Here is a 19,381-nt window from a genome sequence, read left to right as displayed (position 1 = left end):
TGAATTGGTATAAGCTCTCATCTGATCAATATTTATCAATATTTAAAGAATTGAAGGTTTTCCTCATTACCCGGAAAAATGTTGCATTTTAACTTCTAGATTCTGCTGAGATGAAAATCATCATCATATTCTGCAAATTCCCAATTTTCAGCTACTTGAACTTGTTGTAAGCATATATCTTTGACACCTCGAAAGTTAGCGCCAGCTAAATTTGCACCTCGAAGGTTTGCAGCCGATAATCTCGCTTCAATCAAACTAGCGCCAGCCAAATTTGCACCACTCAGATTTGTCCATCGTAAATCCGCCTTATTTAAGTAAGCTTCGCTGAGATTTACCCGCAATAAATAAGCATGAATTAAATGAGCTTGCGTTAAATTAGCTTTATGTAAATCTGCTTGATAAAGATAAGCAGCAATTAATTCTGCTTCGTGTAAATTTGCTCCACTCAAATCGCAACTAATCAAATTAGCCGAGACTAGATTAGCAAAACAAAGATTAGCTCGGTGAAGTTTTGCCCCTCCCAAATCAGCTTTTCTCAAATTAGCTGCACTGAGATTAGTACCAATTAAATTTGCCCCATGCATCAAAGCATCTTCGAGATTAGCATTACTCAAATCACAACCAATTAAATTAGCAGCACTCAAATCAGCTTGCTTTAAATTCGCAGTTCTCAAATTAGCCAAACTCAAATCTGGCTCAACTTGGGAATTTTTTCGCCTCCACTCAATCCATGCGATCGCACCAGCCCGTAAAATAGCTAGATGCTCGTAATTAGCCATTGTCTTTTTTTACTCCTGACGACCACTTAAAGGATTTGCCCTACCAGCAACATTTTCAATTGCAGCCCTCGCACCAGCAGCACCTGCTAGAATATCGCGTTCTTGTCCCCCTAAGTACAATCTGCCAAAACTACCCACGGCTTGTACTTCCAAAATATTAATGGCAGCAGCTTTCTCAGCTTCATTTGCCGCTAGTGCCGCATAAGCAGCAGGTTCAACTTCTAACACGTACAGTGTTTCCCCTGCTAAGAGTAATTGCCCCCGACGAGTGCGATTGATTAATTGTGTTTGGTAAGCGTCGATATTGCGGATAATTTGGCTAGAAACCACACGTGGTTTGAGACATTCCTCTTTTCTGACACCCAAAAAAGCCAAAATTGCTTGTCCAGCAGCCCGCGTTTCTCCTTGAGAACCAGAATGCACTTCCAGCAATCCATACAAACGTTCGACAACCTGCACCCCAGGACGTACAGAAGCCGATTTCAGCGCTACATCAGTAATACGATTAATTTCAATACCCGGAGAAATTTCGATCCACAGCGAAGTATCCCCCGGTAATGGCAAGAAACCTTGGGCGACTGTTCCGATATAAGCTGCATGTTGAGGCTGTAAGCTGTCCAGAAAAACGAAACTGCGTAATTCAACTCCCAAGATTTATTCTCCGGTCAATACATGTAAACTTAACCTACCATAAGCCTTGACTAAAGGGAAAATACCGCATTTGACGATCAAATTATTACTAGAAGGCAATACCTCAATCCTATGACTGGATCAATTTCGCCAGTAAATTGATCACAAAAAGGAGCCAATCGCTAAAAAACTTATGCTTTTATGGATAATGCTGTCTTCGTTAGTAGTTTATTTGTACCATGAAATTTGATATAAGCCTTAATTGTCACCCTTACTATGAAACAACATTAGGTGCTGCTTATTTGGGAAATAGTCTGGAATTAATGGCAGGTATTCCCGATGAAAGTATCGATTTGATTTGCACATCTCCACCATTTGCACTGGTTCGTAAAAAAGAGTATGGAAACGTCGATGCTGACGAATATGTTGAGTGGTTTAAAGATTATGCGGTACAGTTTTATCGTGTTCTGAAACCGACAGGCTCACTAGTTATTGATATTGGTGGCAGTTGGATTAAAGGAATGCCAGTTCGGTCTCTTTACCATTTTGAATTAGTTGTTGCTCTATGCAAAGCAAAAGAAAAAGGCGGACTGGGATTTTATCTGGCACAGGAATTGTATTGGTATAATCCCGCGAAACTTCCCACACCGGCTGAATGGGTGACAGTTCGCAGGGAAAGAGTTAAAGATTCGGTAAATACAGTTTGGTGGTTATCAAAAGAACCGCATCCCAAAGCTAACAACAGAAGAGTTTTAAAGCCTTATAGCAAGGCAATGAAAAATCTGCTCAAAAATGGTTACAAACCCAAAGTCAGACCATCAGGTCATGATATTTCCGATAAATTTGGTAAGGATAGAGGAGGGGCTATTCCCCCAAATATTATTGATGGACGTTGCGATATGGACAAAGAAGAAATAGGGCAACCAACTTGCATACAAGAAATTTTATTTGAAGATGTAGTACAGCCTGTAAATGTAATTTCTGCCTCAAATACTTCCTCAAATGATTATTACCAACGACGTTGCAAAGAAGAAGGTTTAAAGCCACACCCAGCAAGATTTCCTCAAGCCTTACCAGAGTTTGTTATCAATCTTTGTACAGAACCTGGGGATATTGTTTTAGAACCTTTTGCTGGTTCTAATATGACAGGTAGGGTTGCAGAAACATTACAAAGACGCTGGTTAGCTTTTGAGATTGATGAAGACTACATTAGAAGTTCAAAATTGAGATTTGAAGTAAATGCGATTTTAATTGTTGAACAGAAGGTTGATTGACACGAAATAACATCAGAAAATTCTGTAAAAAATCAATGTTTGTGAACTTAAATACAAAATAAACATCTCCGCAAAAAATCATTTGTGGCAAAATGGAAGATTAAATTTTACTATTCACAATCATTCTCACAAGCACCAATCGAAACCCAAGTGCTAGAACCGTCTTGCCAATGCTCTTTTTTCCATATTGGCGCTTGATGTTTAAGTGTGTCTATCGCATATTGACAAGCCGCAAATGCTTCTGAACGATGGGGACAGCCAACAGCAACTAAAACACTGATTTCACCAATTTCTAAGCGCCCAATTCGGTGATAAATAACCACACGGTTAACATCCGACCATTTTTGTCGAATATCAGCAGCTATTTGGTAAAAAACTTGTAAAGCCATTGGTTCATAAGCTTGATATTCTAAACAAATTACCCCTTTTCCTCCTGTTTGGTTGCGAACTGTACCGCTCATAATGATAATTGCACCATTACTCGGATCATCAGCTTTGGAATAAATATCTGTCAAAGATAATGGTGCAAAATTAATTGCAAAACAATCTTTAATGTGAGGTTTTACGACGGTAATTAAGGTAGACATAATACCTGAGTTAATGTTTGTTAGCTATAAATTTGTGGGAATTATTTAGAATAATATTGACAGTTAAATCGATTTTTTGCAATTTAGTAAATACTATTGAATCTTAATCTTTCAGTCTCTCTCTTTTACCCAAATAGCTAAACCTCCACCTCTACCTCTAGCAGCAATAAAATCCTCAGTGACTAAAAAGAAGGCAAAGAATGGTAATTTTGAAATTGATGTATCATAAAAATTACTTGCTTGAGTTTTGCTACCGCGAATATTCCCATCATATACAATCCGATTAAATAAGCTAATTGTTATATGATGAAAATCAAAACATAAAATATTTTTCTTCTCTAAATATCGACATAAGCCAGATAATTTGAGCAACAAGAAACCCACTTGAATTTGATTGGTAATTTCTCCTTTATTACTAGAAGCATCTGAAGCAGTAAAAGAAATTGATGCTGGAATTAATTTTGGGAGATAAAAACCTTTCCCTAAAATAATTCCACCACGCTTCTGCGCTTTGCGAGTGCCTGTAGCAAAACACAACTGCCATTTTCCTAAAAGTGATGTAAATGAATATGTTAATCGTTGCTTTTTAGCTATTTTTTCTGATTGAATGAGTGCATCGACAACTTGATTTTTATCGGGTTTATTTTGGGCATTTTCTCGATATGCATTTACTAATTCTGTCAGTTCAATCATAAAATTAAAATCAGATAATATTCATTTGCCTTACCTAAACTACAGTTGAGCAGAATAAGACTACATCTAATTGTAATATAATACAAGGCATACTTTAGATGATTTGATAATTATTATGCTTCAGTTTCAACCGCCTGGATTTGGTCAAAAGGCAGTACAAACATCACTAGGAAAAATGGTTTACTATACTCAAACCAGCACGCCTTGGTTGATATCTCAACTAGAAAAGTCGAATTTACCACCATTAATTTTTCTTCATAATTTTGGTGGTGGAGCATCAGCCTATGAATGGTCAAAAGTTTATCCTGCATTTGCCACAACACACCTTATTTTAGCACCCGATTTAATTGGTTGGGGAGATTCAGCACATCCTATGCGAGATTATCAAATTAATGATTATTTAACAGTAATTAGTGAATTTATTCATCAAACCTGCATTCCTCCCGTGACTATAGTTGCATCTTCCTTAACCGCAGCATTTATGATTCGTCTAGCGACTAATCAACCACATTTATGCAAACAACTATTTTTAGTATCTCCTTCAGGTTTTAATGATTTTGGTGAGGGTGCGGGTAGAAGATTACCCCTGGAAGTGATTAATACACCACTTTTAGATCAGATTATTTATACACTTGGTGCAGAAAATGAATTAGCTGTCAGTAATTTTTTGCAGCGTTTTTTGTTTGCAAAACCCGAACGAGTTACTCAAGAAATGGTGCAGGCTTATCTCAAATCCGCACAACAACCAAATGCCAAATTTTCGGCTTTAGCATTTCTACGGGGAAACCTTTATTTTGACTTGAGTTTATATATTAAACAATTAACAATTCCAACTATTATATATTGGGGTGAAAAGGCTCAATTTACTGACATTCAATTAGGCAAAAGATTAGCAAAACTAAATCCTAATGCTATTCAAAATTTTACCAACATACCTGACACAGGAATTTTGCCACATCTGGAGTCACCCTCTGTATTCATAGGCTTATTAATACAGGATTTAGATTGCAGAAAACCTACAACTAATTTTACTTGATGATAATTGCCGTAAATGTCATTACTAATTATGATGTTATTTTTGTGAATTGCTAGGATAAAAATTCTTAGGATTTCACTGCAAAAATTTTTGATAGACTTCTATTTTGTGATTTAGGCGTGATGCTAGGAAATTACTTGCATCTTTTAATGTCTCATAAATTAAAATTCCTTCGTCGCGATATTTGTTAATTTTTTCTTTTGTCCAATAATACGGTGGTACCTGCAAATTACTAATTCTATCTGCTAATTTGACCATCCATATTTCCTTTGCTTGTTCCTGAATGCGTTGCAAACTATCTTGCATTTGTAGAGATTTTTCCAGAGAATTATCTTTAGTTAAAGCAAGTACACCTTGAGCAACAACTTCTCCAAACTCATCGCTGATTTGTGCAAAACTTGTATTTGTATCTTCAATTGTATCATGTAAAATAGCTGCTTGAATGGCTAAATCACCATCGAAATTTTGTTCTATACTTAATGCCGCAATCACTTCCATCGTCACAAAACTTAAGTGCATAATGTAAGGTATTTCAGAACCTGGTATAGTTTGTCCTTGATGTGCGATCGCAGCAAATTTGTATGCCTTGATATACTTTTCTTGTGACCAGTTTAAGTTCATTATTTCTGTTCCAATTTAGTCTTAAATACTAATTATCACTTGTATTTTTGATAAAATACACTCACATTTACTATCTTTACCAATGTCCTCTGCCTATCTTTTAATATCTCACGGAAGTCGCGATCCACGTCCAAATATTGCCATGCAACAACTGGCGCGAAAATTATCTGATTTATTACATGTTCGCCAGCGATCGCAGTTAGAAAATAGCATAATTAAGAATCAGATTGGTACGGCATATCTAGAATTGCAACTGCAACCTTTACACCGGCAAATTTGTGATTTTGCTAAACAAATTGTATCATCCCCACAACAACCCCTACAACTGAAGATTCTCCCTTTATTTCTACTTCTCGGAACGCACGTTATGGAAGATATTCCCGCAGAAATTGCATTAGCAAAGCAAGAATTAGCCAAGCAAATATTAGGAGAAAATATCATCATCGAACTACTCCCTTACTTGGGAAGTCATGCAAATTTAGGAAAATTAATTGCAACACAACTCATGACAATGCCCGCAGAAAAATATATTTTAATCGCCCATGGTAGCCGTCGTCCGGGTTTTCAAAAACCGATAGAAAAACTCATTTCCAATTTACAAGCATTAAACTTAGATGTCACTCCAGCATACTGGGCTGTTTCCCCAAATTTAGAATCGCAAGTCAGGGAATTAGTCGCCACTGGAAATCAACGAATTACAATTGCACCATATTTTCTCTTCCCAGGTGGTATTCCCGATGCGATCGCAACTACTGTAAAAAAGCTACAATTACAATTTCCTGGGGTAAGTTTAAATTTGACTGAGCCTTTAGGAATGTCTGCAAAATTTGCTGATTTAATTTGGGAATTACTATAAGTAAGTTGGGAATTAAGACGAAAATGAGCCGCACTGGGGATGAACAGCAACAGTTTATTGGCAAAGTGTATCTTGTTGGTGCGGGACCAGGTGATCCTGGTTTAATTACAGTTAAGGCGAAAGGATTGCTTGAATGTGCAGATGTTGTCATTTACGATGCTTTGGTGAGCGAAGCAATTTTGGCAATGATTAATCCCCTCGCTGAAAAAATTAATGCCGGAAAACGTAAAGGTCAGCATTCTTTGCTACAGGAAGAAACAACAGAATTACTGATACAAAAAGCACAAAAACATGCTGTCGTTGTCAGGTTAAAAGGCGGCGACCCCTTTATTTTTGGGCGTGGCGGCGAAGAAATGGAGGAACTCATGCAAGTTGGTGTGGCAGTAGAGGTTGTGCCGGGAATTACATCAGGTATTGCTGCTCCTGCCTATGCTGGGATTCCCCTCACTCATCGGTTATATAGCTCCTCCGTCACTTTTGTGACTGGACATGAAGCCGCAGGCAAATACCGTCCCGCAGTCAATTGGCAAGCAGTTGCCCAAGGTTCAGAAACAATTGTGATTTACATGGGAGTTCACAATTTGGCTTATATAGTCGATGAATTAACCCAGGCAGGTTTGAGTCCAGAAACTCCCATCGCCTTGGTAAGATGGGGTACAAGACCCGAACAAGAAGAATTGATTGGAGAATTGGCGACAATAGTCGAAAAAGTCGAAACAGTCGGATTTCGTGCCCCTGCGATCGTGATTATTGGGTCAGTAGTGAAAATGCATGGGATTTTATCGGGATTGCAATGTCATTAACAAATGTTGATTAACATTGTGGAGTTATGGAGCCATTAATAATTTTCAGGCACTCCAAAATAATTTAGCTGGTGTCTCCATTTCTCTGAAAATTCAGACTTAGATGTTTAACTAGCCATGATTACTTCGCCATATTTACATTCCCAAGAACCTGGCAAAAACATTTGGTAATGGCAACACAATTAAAACCAATACAGCCATTGTCACAATACCCAAAATATCGCGCTTATTATCCAGTTCTGTAATATCGTTTAATGCCGGTTCACTGACTAAGGGAATAAACAACAAAATTATTGCCCAGAGGAAGAAACCAGGCTGTACTAAGCAGAGTAATAGCAACAATAAACGTGCTATTTGACCAATAACAATTGCATTCCTCTGACCAAACATTGCATGAATAATTCGACCACCATCTAATTGTCCCACAGGTATCAAATTTAATGCCGTCACCACCAATCCCAGTAAGCCAGCAAAAGCAACAGGATGTAAATCGATCGCAGATTTTATAGTTAACTGACTACCCAAAACTAACTTTGCGATTAAGGCGAGTAAAATCGAATATTTGGGATTGAGAACTGTAATTGACTGGGAATTTAATAACCCGGATTGTTCAGGCAGAGGAACTACTGTTGATTGCGTCAGTCCCCAAAATAGTAAAGGTAAAGTCGCAATTAACCCGGCAATCGGTCCAGCAATACTAATATCGAATAATGCTTTACGATTGGGTAAGGGACTTCGCATTTGAATAAAAGCGCCAAATGTTCCTAGGAAGAAAGGCATGGGAATAAAATAGGGTAGGGTCACGCGAACTTTATTGCGTCTGGCTGTGAAATAATGACCGAGTTCATGTAAGCCCAAAATAGTCATAAATGCGAATGCGTAGGGCAATCCTTGCCAGAAAAGCCCTGGTTCTGCTTGCAATTGCTTCGGCTGAATCCCGGCAACTTCTAAAGCCCCTATGAGGGTTGTCGTTAGTAGTGTTGCTAATAGTAGCAAAAGTGCTAATCCTGGTCGTGTTAATTTTTCGGAACTGCGATACTGATATTTAGCCAGTTCTGTATTCGGTACAAGGACAAAGAAAGGTTTTCCATTTAAGCCCTCTTGGAACATAACCAAAAAGCGATCGCCAAATTGTGTTTCTACATTCTCTTTAATTGTTTCGTAAGCTGCCGTTGCCTCAGCACGTAACTGTCCCCGGCAAATAATAGCCTGCGGTCGATAGTCAATATTTTGTAGGTAGTATACTGACCAAGGAAAACAGTTTCGCAGTTGAGTTTCTTCCGATGCTTCAATCGGACGTACTGGAACTGCTTCCGTAACTGGATGATTAACTGCTGCGGATTCTGGTGTAGCTACTTCAGTCTGCTTTCCAGTTAACTCCGTTCGTCGCCCCTTCTGAAATAATATCCAGTATACAATTGGACAAATAATCAAGGGTCCAATCATTAAAGCCTGTGGAGGGCGTACATTTTGACCATTGATAGCTGTCCATGCTGTCCACAACAAGGCTGGAGTCATCAACACAAGCCACAATAACCAAACTGGGGTTTTCGTGATTTGAGCGACGCTGCGCTGCACCATCAAGTAAGTAATAATTCCTAGTAACAGGAGAAACCAAAATTCCATGTTATCTGCGTGTATTTTGAAACAAACGTTTTATCTGATTGCGGATTTTAGATTTTAGATGGCAAAATGCTTAAGTAAAATTAAGTTTTTGCGAAAATCAATTGATGACTGCTAAGAATCTGATTTGACAAAATTGTTTTAATACCTAAATTTGGGATAGTGGATATAAACTGTGATGTATACTCAGGCTTATTTTTCCCATTTTCTCGCCAAAATTGGCTATCTATTAAATTCTCAAGCTGAAAATTTCAGCTTACACCTTCAGCTTTGTTCTCAGGTTTTAAAACTTGATTTTTAAAACTTTAAGATGTTTACCATACCAATAATGGATTACTGCACAGAAGCAAGTAAAGTGAAGTCAAAAGGAAAACATATTAGTCTATAAGTTTCTATTTTTACGCCTTTTTCCTCTTCTTTTTCACTAAAAAGTAAATTATTTTTCCTGTTCTTTCTCGCTAATTCACAACTCCTCAATATCTACTTTTCCCATGTGCCCTCTAAATCAACCGCCAACTCCCACAAATAAGCAGCCACGGGTTGTACTCGATCGCATTTTTGCCTTTCCACCAAATCGGGACACACTGGGAGGAACTGCTTATTTCATTGTCGGAAATGAAGGCAATATCCTGATCGATTGTCCGGCTGGGGACAATATAAACCAGGATTTTATCAGATTGCATGGCGGTGTTCGCTGGTTATTTATCACCCATCGTGGCGCTATTGGCAAAACCCCCGAACTTCAACAAGCTTTCAATTGTGAAGTTGTGATTCAGGAACACGAGGCTTATTTATTACCTGGACTAACTGTAACTACTTTTAGTCACGAATTAAAATTAAATGCGATCGCCCAGTTGATCTGGACACCAGGGCATTCTCCTGGCTCTTCTTGCCTCTACTATAACGATTTTGGCGGTGTATTGTTCACCGGCAGACATATACTCCCTAATCTCCAAGGTGAGGCTATGCCCATCCGAACTGCCAAAACCTTTCACTGGCTTCGTCAACTCAAAAGCCTCAATTTAATCCTCGAAAAATTTTCACCCACAACACTTTCATACATCTGTCCTGGAGCCAATACTGGTTTTCTCCGAGGACAGCGCTTGATTGATAATGCTTATTTAGACCTCAAAAATTTTCAGGGCTGAGTAGGCATCAATTTAGTTTATTAGTGATGGGGATTTTTCCGGTGCTTCAGACACTACCAACAACAACCGCTTGCTTCTCTAACAATTCAAGTGCCGCCTGATACTGCGCGTCCGCTTCGGTAGCAACTTGGTCACGAGTGATTTGTTTTGATGGTATTGTTCGATCTGGCTGAATACCGAGCTTGTTGATATCACGGTGGTGTGGTGTCTCATATTTAGCGATAGTTACAGCCAAACCGGAACCGTCGGAAAGTTCAAAAAGTGACTGAATTAAGCCTTTACCAAATGTTGTTTCACCAACTAAATTTGCCCGACCATTGTCTTGTAAAGCACCTGCGAGTATTTCGCTGGCACTGGCTGTACCCTTATTAACTAAAATTACTAATGGGTCATTGGTAAGAGCTGAACCAAGAGCTTCAAAACTACCTTGAATGCCTTGACGATTAACAGTGTAAACAATAGTACCAGAATCAAGCCAGAGACGGGCAATTTCAATCCCCGCTTGTAATAAACCACCAGGATTATTCCGCAAATCCAGAATGTAGGCATTTGCACCTTTTTTTTCTAGATTCGCGATCGCTCGTGCCAATTCCAGAGGCGCATTCGCGTTAAACTGAGTCAGACGCAAATAGCCAACCGATTTTCCTTGAGTAGCAGGACGCAGTTCGGCGATGACGGGATTAAGTTCAATGCGATCGCGTTTCAATTGGAATTGTCGAGGAGTTGTTTCCCCATCCCGTTCAACTACAAGTGTGACAATACTACCTATCGGACCACGCATTTTCGCTGCGGCTTCATCCAGAGTCAATTTCTCAGTTAATGTACCCTCAATTTGAATAATGCGATCGCGTGGTTGAATTCCCGCCTTATCTGCCGGAGAACCCGCGATGGGAGCAACAACTTCTAATTTTCCACTTTCCCCATTCAAGGCAATTTGCAAGCCAACCCCAGTTAATTCCCCAGAAGTATTCACCTGTAGACTACGATACTGCTCTGGGTCTAAAAAACGGGTAAAAGGGTCATCCAAGCTTTTGAGCATTTTTTGAATTGCTGTATATGCTGCTTGCTGGTCGCTAATCGGTTTTTGTAAAATCTGTTGTCTTACAGCAGCCCAGTTCTGATGATTAAATGTTTCATCAAGATAGGCACGATTGACAATTCGCCAAACCTCTGAAACTAATTTTTGCTCATCTGTCAACGCGATCGCACTTTGGCAAAAACCAGCAAAACCGAACCAAAAAGCCAATACCAGTGCGAATACAACCCGAAAAAATTTTTTCTGCATGAAGCTCCGAACCCAATTTCACTTTCAACCCAAATTCACAAGTGACAACGCAGTTAACCTGCCGTTGGATGAAATCTATCTCTTGATTATGTTACTTTTTTTATAGAAGTGATGCATTTTCTCATCTTACGGGCAACCAACGGATACTTTGTACATCCCTTCTCATAAACGCTAGAATCTACTTTGTGTCTATCATCCCTCAAGATTGGGTGCAAAGAAAACGCAATACATACCACTTTTGCAGAGTGTTAAGATTCTTAAAAACTCTTAGCACTAATACTGCTTCATCGCTAACAAGCGAACCTCTATAAGTTAAAATCCCAAAATCACGCCCGAAATAGCGGTCATTGGGATATCTATCAACCGCAATCGATTTTTAGGAAAAGCGAGATTGTATGGCTAACGTTTACGACTGGTTCGAGGAGCGCTTGGAGATTCAAGCTCTGGCTGATGATGTCACCAGCAAATATGTACCTCCTCACGTCAACATTTTTTATTGTCTGGGTGGAATTACTCTGACATGCTTCCTCATTCAGTTTGCAACTGGATTTGCGATGACCTTCTACTACAAGCCAACTGTTACAGAAGCTTATTCTTCTGTGCAATACATTATGAACGAAGTTAACTTCGGTTGGCTAATTCGTTCTATCCACCGTTGGTCTGCCAGCATGATGGTGTTGATGATGATTTTGCACGTTTTCCGCGTGTACCTCACTGGTGGTTTCAAAAAGCCTCGCGAATTAACTTGGGTTAGTGGCGTTGTTCTCGCTGTAATCACTGTATCTTTTGGTGTGACTGGCTACTCCCTACCTTGGGATCAAGTTGGCTACTGGGCTGTGAAAATCGTCAGTGGTGTACCTGAAGCTATTCCTGTAGTCGGTGTCTTAATGGCTGACCTACTTCGTGGTGGTTCCAGTGTTGGACAAGCAACTCTCACCCGTTACTACAGTGCCCACACCTTTGTATTACCTTGGTTAATTGCTGTATTCATGCTGCTCCACTTCTTGATGATTCGCAAGCAAGGTATTTCGGGTCCGTTGTAATGTTTTTGTTTTCGCTGCAATTATGGCGAAATTCCCACAAAGCTGACAAATATTTCAGTTACAAGAGAATTAGTTTGCTTTAAACTTAAATAACATGTCCCTTGATTATCGTCGTGAAGATTAAGTGACAGGTAATAAAAAAGCAAATTAATACTTGTAACTTCAGCTACAAGCTGTAAAAAAAAGATGCGATCGCCATCTACAAAAAATCACAGCTTTTCAGAGAGTAATAGTAGCCATCAGCAAAATGGCTCTAACCACGAATGCTTTAACTTCACCTCAGTCGGAGAGCATATTTAAAAATGGGAACACAAAAGAAACCCGATCTAACCGATCCCAGTTTAAGAGAGAAACTAGCCAAAGGCATGGGTCACAACTACTATGGTGAACCAGCATGGCCTAATGACCTACTGTATATCTTCCCAGTAGTAATTATGGGTTCCTTTGCTTGTATCGTCGCCCTGGCTGTATTAGACCCGGCGATGAATGGCGAACCCGCAAATCCGTTTGCAACACCACTGGAAATTTTACCTGAGTGGTATTTATATCCTGTATTCCAAATCTTGCGTACAGTCCCTAACAAGTTGTTGGGCGTGTTCTTGATGGCTTCGGTTCCCTTGGGACTAATCCTGGTTCCTTTCATCGAAAACGTCAATAAGTTCCAAAATCCCTTCCGTCGTCCAGTCGCAACCGCAGTATTTCTGTTTGGGACTTTGGTGACACTATGGTTGGGTATTGGTGCTACTTTCCCAATCGATAAATCTTTGACCTTGGGACTTTTCTAATCGGACTGTTTTTATTAAAGTCTCCATAGAGTGATTTGATGCCTGTGAGTTTCAAGAGTCAGTGCTATTTTGTATTGTTCTTGAATATTCAACAGGCATCAATTTTAATTTTTTTCGGTCTGTAGATTTTAAATTTTGGGGTTAAAATTCATTATTAAGTGCTTTTTCGGTAGCGTTAAATGAAAATACATGTGGTAACTTGGTTTCAAATCCAACTGCATCAGACCTGTTAAGAAGTTATAAGAATATATTTTCTTCTGCTGATTCATTCAGTCTACTTGCACCTGTGATTGCTTCACTTCCCCCTATTATTTTTAAGTTCCAGGTCAATGCTTAGCATAATGCAGCAAGACCATCTAACGGTTAAGAGCGAGCTAAAGCTTCTAAACCAAGTGCAACAATGGTTTGAGCAATTTTGTCTAAAATACTTGTCGCAATTAGGCTGGTCAGAGAGCCAACTTTATCAGCTTAACTTAGCGTTGGCAGAAGGTTTTACCAACGCAGTTCGTCATGCTCATCACGCCTTACCACCAGAAACAACTATCGACATTGACTTATTCTTGTGGAAAGATCGCCTCGAAATCAGAATTTGGGATCGTGGTAAACCATTTAATCCAGATGCGATCGCTGAACCAGAACCTGGTACTCTTCAAGTCGGCGGATACGGCTGGTTTTTGTTGCGTCGTTTAGCTGATCGTGTTGTTTACGAGCGCTCTGTTGATGACAGAAATTGTCTGTTGATTGTTAAGTATGGTTTACAAGGTCATTAAATATTTATTTTTCTTCACCACCAGCATATTATTTATTTTGTATAAAATATTTCATTCTTTCAGTAATCATCACATTCTCGTCACGATGTTTGCTTGCTATTATGTAAGTATATTACGTAAATAATTTGTATTATAAATTATCAGTAATTATAGTTTTATTTTTATTGTTCATCATAAATAGTTCGATATTGGGTTGTATTTATCCGCTTTATGGACAGTAATGTAGAAAAAATATGCTTAAAAAAAGTCCGAACCGAGGTAAAAGTTATTTAGTATCAAAAACAACCAAGCGAGCCAATGACGTTTTTGTTTTTCTGGAAATTTTTTCACGCGAGGGTGGAATCCAGTCCTATGTCAAAGATGTTTTTCAATCGTATTTAGCGTTGCCGACCAATTGTGATGCAGAAGTATTTATCCTACGGGATGCACGTAGTTGTCAAAATCCCTTTGAGTCCGATGATCGCTTAAGATTTAACTATTTTAAAACTAGCTCTCCTCAAGTCGGACGAATGCGAATGGCAACAGCTTTATTCGCATATTTGGTGCAGAATCGCCCTCAGCATGTTTATTGCGGACATGTTAACCTTGCCCCTTTGGTGGGGGTCTTTTGCCAAAATTTGGGGATTCCCTACACAGTCATGACCCATGGTAAGGAAGTGTGGGCACCATTGCCAAATATAACCAAAAATAGTCTACAAAAAGCTGATCGTATTTGGGCAGTGAGTCGGTATACCCGTGATATTGCCAGCACGGTTAATCAACTTAACCCCCAAAGAATTAATATTTTGCCCTGTGCAGTAAATGGTAATTATTTCACCCCTGGCGCAAAATCAGCAGTGTTGTTAAAGCGTTATGGGTTGAATCAATCCCAACAGGTTTTGATGACGGTAGCGCGGTTATGGTCGGGTGATATTTATAAAGGAGTGGATATTACCATTCAAGCTTTACCCCAAATAGCCCAAGCTTTTCCCGATGTGAGATATTTAGTTATTGGTAGGGGTGATGATTTACCTCGGTTGCAGCAATTAGCAGAAAATTGTGGTGTGAGCGATCGCGTTGTCTTTGCCGGATTTGTGCCCACCGAAGAACTCGTAGAACATTATCGTCTCGCAGATGCTTACATTATGCCCTCACAAGAGGGGTTTGGGATTGTCTACTTAGAAGCAATGGCTTGTGGTGTGCCTGTTTTAGCAGGTGATAATGATGGTTCTGCTGACCCGCTTCAAAATAGTCGTCTTGGTTGGAGAGTTCCTCACCGCGACATAGAGGCGGTTGCCAAAGGATGTATCGAAATACTCACCGGTAATGACCAACGCTGTAATGGGCAATGGCTACGGGAAGAAGTGATTTCCCATTTTGGTTTTGCTGCTTTCCAAGCTAGATTACAAGAACAATTTTTAGCTCCTCCACAAGCACGGAGAGGTAGAAAGTAAGAGTTTGCAGTCAGAGATTTGCAAATAATACCAATTCTCCAAAAAAAAGTAACAGATGGTGACGCAGGGAGGCGGAGATGGAGAGCTTACGCAAAGAAACCCGGTTACTATGCAAAATCGTTGTTTTGACGACCAGATATCGACGAAGAAACAGGGTTTCTGGCTTCACGTGTGTAAGTCCTAATTTTATGTGTTGCCAGATTTTGGAGATTTTATACTTCAATTCAGGTGCGCTAAAAAATTTACTACCAAAATCGCTATCCTAAAAAGGAGAGCAAGACATAGTAAGTAGATATTGATAAAATGAGCCTTAAATCTTTTCAGTTCCAGTTAGCAAATCTTCGCCCTTGGTTGACTCTATTCGTCGTCGTTTGGTTACTAGGGTCACTTGGTTTGGGGTGGTTAGTCAATTCGTTGTTGATTCTGGTCGGATTAATCTTTTTAGTGCCAATAATTGGCTTTTTTGGTTTCCGTTGGTGGTTGCAACAAAATTTAGTAACAGATAAATGTCCGGCGTGCGGGTTTGAACTTCCAGGCTTCAAAAACAGGGAACTCCAATGTCCGAATTGTGGTGAGGTGCTATCGGTACAAGATGGTCATTTTCAGCGTGTAGCACCGGAAGGGACTATCGATGTCAAGGCTGTCGAAATCCCGACGAATGTTTTGGAAGAGTAGAGGAAGGAAAAGGCGGATCAGAAAATGAGGAGATAGGAAGACTATAAGTAGGGCTTGCTGTGCAAATTTTTATTTCCGCATCTTCTCCTTTTCCCCTGCTTCAGCAATTACTTCTTTTGTTGGGAAATAGATAAGGTATAGTTATGCTGTCCTTGAGAGAGTTCGCCTACGGATAGGGAGTAAATCCCTGCCTTCCAAAAACCCGTCATTTCTGGCTTACCTCCGGAGTAATTATCGGCTAGTACACAATATTTGCCCCCAGGTCCATCTATCAGTAAAGTTGGTTGTCCAGAGCCTCCAACATTTTCTACTGCTACTCGTAAATATGGTAAGGATTCGGTGACTTCAATCACGTGACTTGGGGCAGATGGAATATTGCCACAATTGCTTTTATTGCTGCCTCCAGACTTTCCGGTTAAGGTAATTGGGTCTGGCTGAAAATTTGGGCTAATTTTTACTTGTTGGGCATTGACTAAATGAGCCGAGGAGACAAGAATACCCATCGCCAAGCCAGTGGGAACAAACAGAGATTTTAAAAAGATGTGAATTTTCATATTTACTTTCCACGAGATGCCGCAATTCCCGACTATTTTCAGCGATGTTGAGATAATTATCTTAGTTTTTAAGACGAAAACAATTATATTTTAGTTCCATAATATTTCCAGGAAACTTGTAAATATACTTACTTATTTTTTGATGAAAATAGTATATTCGGAAACGCAGTAGTCAGTGTCTAAAACTAGTCATGACTTTCCGTGTCAACTGGCAAAACTAGAAACAGGGGCTACCGTCAGATTAATGGTGTAGTGGCAATGCAAATCGCCGTATTTTCGGCTGGTTTAATCATCATTTTCCGATCGCAGGTGTTATATTTGGCTTTGCCATGCTGCCAGGGATTTACCAATTGATTGTTGCAGCTATGAGTGTGTTTTTATTTGCAGGATTGGCATGGGTAGGATATAAATTTTTTGTACCCCTTCGCTAGGTTTATTTGTCATGGTTTACTACTAACTAGAAAAGGCAGATAACACATGGCAAACTTAAGTATCTCGTTGTAAACTGAATGGTTTATTTTTAATTGCCTTTTCCGGCACAGACATGAGTATTTCCATATTTAAAGTTAAAGATTAAGGACACTCGATAATGACAACCCCAATTGCGAGGAGAAGTACAAATCCATCACAGCGATCGCAACAACAGCCAAATGGGCAGGCGAATTCTATGTCTTTAGTAACTCGGCGTTTGGCAGCATGGACTACAGAAATTGCTCTAATTGCGGTGAGTGGCTTGGTTCCCTATGGGATTGGTGTTTTTGCCAATAACCACGGTGAGTTGAGTCGATCTCCCCTAAACCCCCTATTGGGACTGGTTGAACGTGAAGTTGCCCGTCCCCTGGCATTACCAATAGCTTATGGTACTCGTAATGTTTCTTGGTTAACTAATTTTCTCTGGACGGTGGGAGCCATTGCCCCCTTGACGCTTTCATGTTGGCAATTATATTTACTTGCCAAAACTGGTAGTACAATCCCCAAGCGTTGGTTTGCGGTGCGGGTTGTGTCTGAAACTGGAACAGCACCCGGTATTCTGGCGGTTTTGGTGCGGGAAGGGGTAGGGCGTTGGGGTGTACCCATGTCAGTTGCCTATATTTTGTGGCGCTACAGTCCGACTTTCCCGAATTTATTTGTGTTGGCGGGTTTGGCAGCAATCACACTGTTAGGTGAGGGTTTGGGGTTTCCGCGTTGGCGTTCAAGGCGCGCTTTACATGATCGCCTGGCTGGGACTTATACAATTGATGCAACACAGCCATTCACACCACCCCAAAGCCGGCGCACTCAGCCGTGGAACGAAGCTGACGAAGAAGCTGCGATCGCTTCCGTAGTTATGTCCCCAGAAACTATCCGTAAGTCTAATTTATGGCGGTGGATACGCCAAAATCCTAGCATTGCTCTGTTTGCGATGGCGCTAGTGAGTATGGTTGCAGTTTTAGGTACTTTGGTGGCGACTCAGGTATATATCCAGTCGCAGGAAAATTCTCGCGTTACCGAAGAAGGAAACCGCAAGCAATTTAGCGAACTTGAACAACGCTTGAAAAATAACTCCAATGCCACAGTTGAAGAACGCCAACGGATAATTATGGCGATTGGCACTTTAAATTATTCCCAATCCACCCAATTTTTAGTCGATTTGCTCGCAGAAGAAACAAATCCAATACTTCTAAACACAATTCAGCAAGCCTTGGTAAATGTTGGAGCAGATGCAATTCCCGACCTCAAACGCAAAAATCAACTCCTCACCAATGAAATTAATTCTCAGAATGGGGATGCTAGTCAACGGCAAGTACGACAACAGCAATTACAGGTCAACCAACAGGCAATTAATAAAATTTTGGCAGTTTACAGCAATCAATTAAAAAATATTGATCTGAATCGGGCGCAATTATCGCAAACGAATGCCAATGCCACAGCTTACTTTAATTTGCTTCTCGATAAAGCAGATTTATGGGGTGTGAATTTCAAAGGTGCTAACCTTGATCAAGCCAGCTTCAAAACTAGTCGTTTTCGCGGTCCTGGTGAAGATGGACGTTGGGATACCTATGATGATTGGGTTGCCGACTTAAGCCAAGCCCAAATGAAGCAAGCTAACTTCAGTGATGCCAACCTCAGTCGAGTTTTACTGAATAAGAGTAATTTGAGCCGCGCCACCCTTAATAAAGCCAATCTCACAGGGGCACGTTTAATTGGGACAAACCTCAGTAGCGCTCAATTAGTCGGGGCAGATTTACGCGGAGCCGTCTTAGAAAGTGCCAGCTTAACTGGTGCTGACATTAGTGAAGCAAAATTTACTGATGCGGAATTATACGGTGCTAAATTTGGACGAGCGATCGCCATTGGTACGCAACTTTCCTATGCCAATCTGACGAAAACTGACTGGCAAGCTGCCGATTTATCCGGTGCTTACTTAAACCACGCGAACCTCACCAGTGCCAACCTCAACGCCACTCGGTTGTCGCGGGCAATTTTACGTTCTGCTAACCTCGAAAATAGCAACTTACGCAACGCCGATTTAAGCCTTACGGACTTACAAGGTGCAAATGTTGCCGGGGCTGACTTCCAAGGTGCAATTCTTTCTCCAGGAGGACAAGACTCCTCGGAGGATTTTGTCCAGAAACCTCAACTTGGCGCACAATCTGCCGTAGTTAAAGGTGTAGATTTTACCTTTGCTAAGGGTTTAGACCCCAAACAATTAGCTTACATTTGTACTCAAGGTGGCATTCATCCCCGATGTCCGTAGTATAAATGAGGATAGGCGGTGGGGGAAATTTCGTAATTTTCAGACCCAT

The 19,381-nt window shown here is 40.2% G+C and carries 19 protein-coding genes; 11 read left to right on the top strand and 8 right to left on the bottom strand.

The window, feature by feature from the left end:
• Positions 1–95: 95 nt before the first annotated feature.
• Together VB733_RS01945 and VB733_RS01940 are read right to left on the bottom strand one after the other, a co-directional pair.
• Positions 96–779, bottom strand: a complete 684-nt coding sequence (locus VB733_RS01945) for a pentapeptide repeat-containing protein (RefSeq protein ID WP_323338421.1) — start codon at positions 777–779, stop codon at positions 96–98.
• Positions 780–788: 9 nt separating this feature from the next.
• The gene (locus tag VB733_RS01940) at positions 789–1,430 is read right to left on the bottom strand and encodes a hypothetical protein (RefSeq protein ID WP_323338420.1); all 642 of its coding nucleotides are present in this window, start codon (positions 1,428–1,430) and stop codon (positions 789–791) included.
• A 218-nt stretch (positions 1,431–1,648) separates the two neighbouring features.
• Between VB733_RS01940 and VB733_RS01935 the strand changes: the two genes are divergently transcribed.
• A complete protein-coding gene (locus tag VB733_RS01935) occupies positions 1,649–2,683 on the top strand; it encodes a site-specific DNA-methyltransferase (protein ID WP_323338419.1) in 1,035 nt (344 codons plus the stop codon).
• A gap of 110 nt (positions 2,684–2,793) precedes the next feature.
• On the opposite strand, the gene VB733_RS01930 is transcribed toward VB733_RS01935, so the two are convergent.
• Positions 2,794–3,270, bottom strand: coding sequence for a molybdenum cofactor biosynthesis protein MoaE (locus VB733_RS01930; protein WP_323338418.1), 477 nt, complete (start codon positions 3,268–3,270; stop codon positions 2,794–2,796).
• Between the two features lie 111 nt (positions 3,271–3,381).
• Positions 3,382–3,963: a hypothetical protein gene (locus tag VB733_RS01925; RefSeq protein WP_323338417.1), complete on the bottom strand. Its 582-nt coding sequence runs from the start codon at positions 3,961–3,963 to the stop codon at positions 3,382–3,384.
• A gap of 115 nt (positions 3,964–4,078) precedes the next feature.
• Between VB733_RS01925 and VB733_RS01920 the strand changes: the two genes are divergently transcribed.
• Positions 4,079–4,999 (top strand): alpha/beta hydrolase, encoded by a 921-nt coding sequence (locus VB733_RS01920; RefSeq protein WP_323338416.1) that lies wholly within the window; start codon positions 4,079–4,081, stop codon positions 4,997–4,999.
• 75 nt (positions 5,000–5,074) lie between these two features.
• Here VB733_RS01920 and VB733_RS01915 read toward each other — a convergent pair whose 3' ends face one another.
• Entirely contained in the window at positions 5,075–5,620 is a 546-nt protein-coding gene (locus tag VB733_RS01915; protein WP_323338415.1) for an HD domain-containing protein, read from the bottom strand.
• A gap of 82 nt (positions 5,621–5,702) precedes the next feature.
• On the opposite strand from VB733_RS01915, the gene VB733_RS01910 reads away from it, so the two are divergent.
• Both VB733_RS01910 and cobA read left to right on the top strand, forming a co-directional pair.
• Positions 5,703–6,476 (top strand): sirohydrochlorin chelatase, encoded by a 774-nt coding sequence (locus VB733_RS01910; protein WP_323338414.1) that lies wholly within the window; start codon positions 5,703–5,705, stop codon positions 6,474–6,476.
• 23 nt (positions 6,477–6,499) lie between these two features.
• On the top strand, positions 6,500–7,279 hold the full coding sequence (cobA, locus tag VB733_RS01905) for a uroporphyrinogen-III C-methyltransferase (RefSeq protein ID WP_323338413.1): 780 nt from the start codon (positions 6,500–6,502) through the stop codon (positions 7,277–7,279).
• 135 nt (positions 7,280–7,414) lie between these two features.
• On the opposite strand, the gene VB733_RS01900 is transcribed toward cobA, so the two are convergent.
• Positions 7,415–8,905, bottom strand: a complete 1,491-nt coding sequence (locus VB733_RS01900) for a site-2 protease family protein (protein ID WP_323338412.1) — start codon at positions 8,903–8,905, stop codon at positions 7,415–7,417.
• Positions 8,906–9,393: 488 nt separating this feature from the next.
• Here VB733_RS01900 and VB733_RS01895 point away from each other — a divergent pair, with 488 nt between their 5' ends.
• Entirely contained in the window at positions 9,394–10,050 is a 657-nt protein-coding gene (locus tag VB733_RS01895) for an MBL fold metallo-hydrolase (RefSeq protein WP_323338411.1), read from the top strand.
• A gap of 46 nt (positions 10,051–10,096) precedes the next feature.
• Here VB733_RS01895 and ctpA read toward each other — a convergent pair whose 3' ends face one another.
• A complete protein-coding gene (ctpA, locus tag VB733_RS01890; RefSeq protein ID WP_323338410.1) occupies positions 10,097–11,335 on the bottom strand; it encodes a carboxyl-terminal processing protease CtpA in 1,239 nt (412 codons plus the stop codon).
• Between the two features lie 395 nt (positions 11,336–11,730).
• On the opposite strand from ctpA, the gene petB reads away from it, so the two are divergent.
• The 5 genes from petB (at position 11,731) to VB733_RS01865 (ending at position 16,041) form a co-directional block, all read left to right on the top strand.
• Entirely contained in the window at positions 11,731–12,378 is a 648-nt protein-coding gene (gene petB / locus VB733_RS01885; RefSeq protein ID WP_096614623.1) for a cytochrome b6, read from the top strand.
• 302 nt (positions 12,379–12,680) lie between these two features.
• Positions 12,681–13,163, top strand: a complete 483-nt coding sequence (gene petD, locus VB733_RS01880) for a cytochrome b6-f complex subunit IV (protein ID WP_323338409.1) — start codon at positions 12,681–12,683, stop codon at positions 13,161–13,163.
• Between the two features lie 329 nt (positions 13,164–13,492).
• Positions 13,493–13,933, top strand: coding sequence for an anti-sigma regulatory factor (locus VB733_RS01875; RefSeq protein WP_323338408.1), 441 nt, complete (start codon positions 13,493–13,495; stop codon positions 13,931–13,933).
• Positions 13,934–14,166: 233 nt separating this feature from the next.
• Complete coding sequence (locus tag VB733_RS01870) at positions 14,167–15,366, top strand: glycosyltransferase (protein ID WP_323338407.1); 1,200 nt, start codon at positions 14,167–14,169, stop codon at positions 15,364–15,366.
• 303 nt (positions 15,367–15,669) lie between these two features.
• Positions 15,670–16,041, top strand: a complete 372-nt coding sequence (locus VB733_RS01865; RefSeq protein ID WP_323338406.1) for a hypothetical protein — start codon at positions 15,670–15,672, stop codon at positions 16,039–16,041.
• 107 nt (positions 16,042–16,148) lie between these two features.
• Here VB733_RS01865 and VB733_RS01860 read toward each other — a convergent pair whose 3' ends face one another.
• Positions 16,149–16,595 (bottom strand): hypothetical protein, encoded by a 447-nt coding sequence (locus VB733_RS01860; RefSeq protein ID WP_323338405.1) that lies wholly within the window; start codon positions 16,593–16,595, stop codon positions 16,149–16,151.
• A 589-nt stretch (positions 16,596–17,184) separates the two neighbouring features.
• Between VB733_RS01860 and VB733_RS01855 the strand changes: the two genes are divergently transcribed.
• A complete protein-coding gene (locus tag VB733_RS01855; protein ID WP_323338404.1) occupies positions 17,185–19,332 on the top strand; it encodes a pentapeptide repeat-containing protein in 2,148 nt (715 codons plus the stop codon).
• Positions 19,333–19,381: the final 49 nt, after the last annotated feature.

It is taken from the genome of Calothrix sp. UHCC 0171 (assembly GCF_034931845.1).
Classification (GTDB): Bacteria; Cyanobacteriota; Cyanobacteriia; order Cyanobacteriales; family Nostocaceae; genus Brunnivagina.
This window is presented reverse-complemented; position numbering and strand designations above follow the sequence as displayed.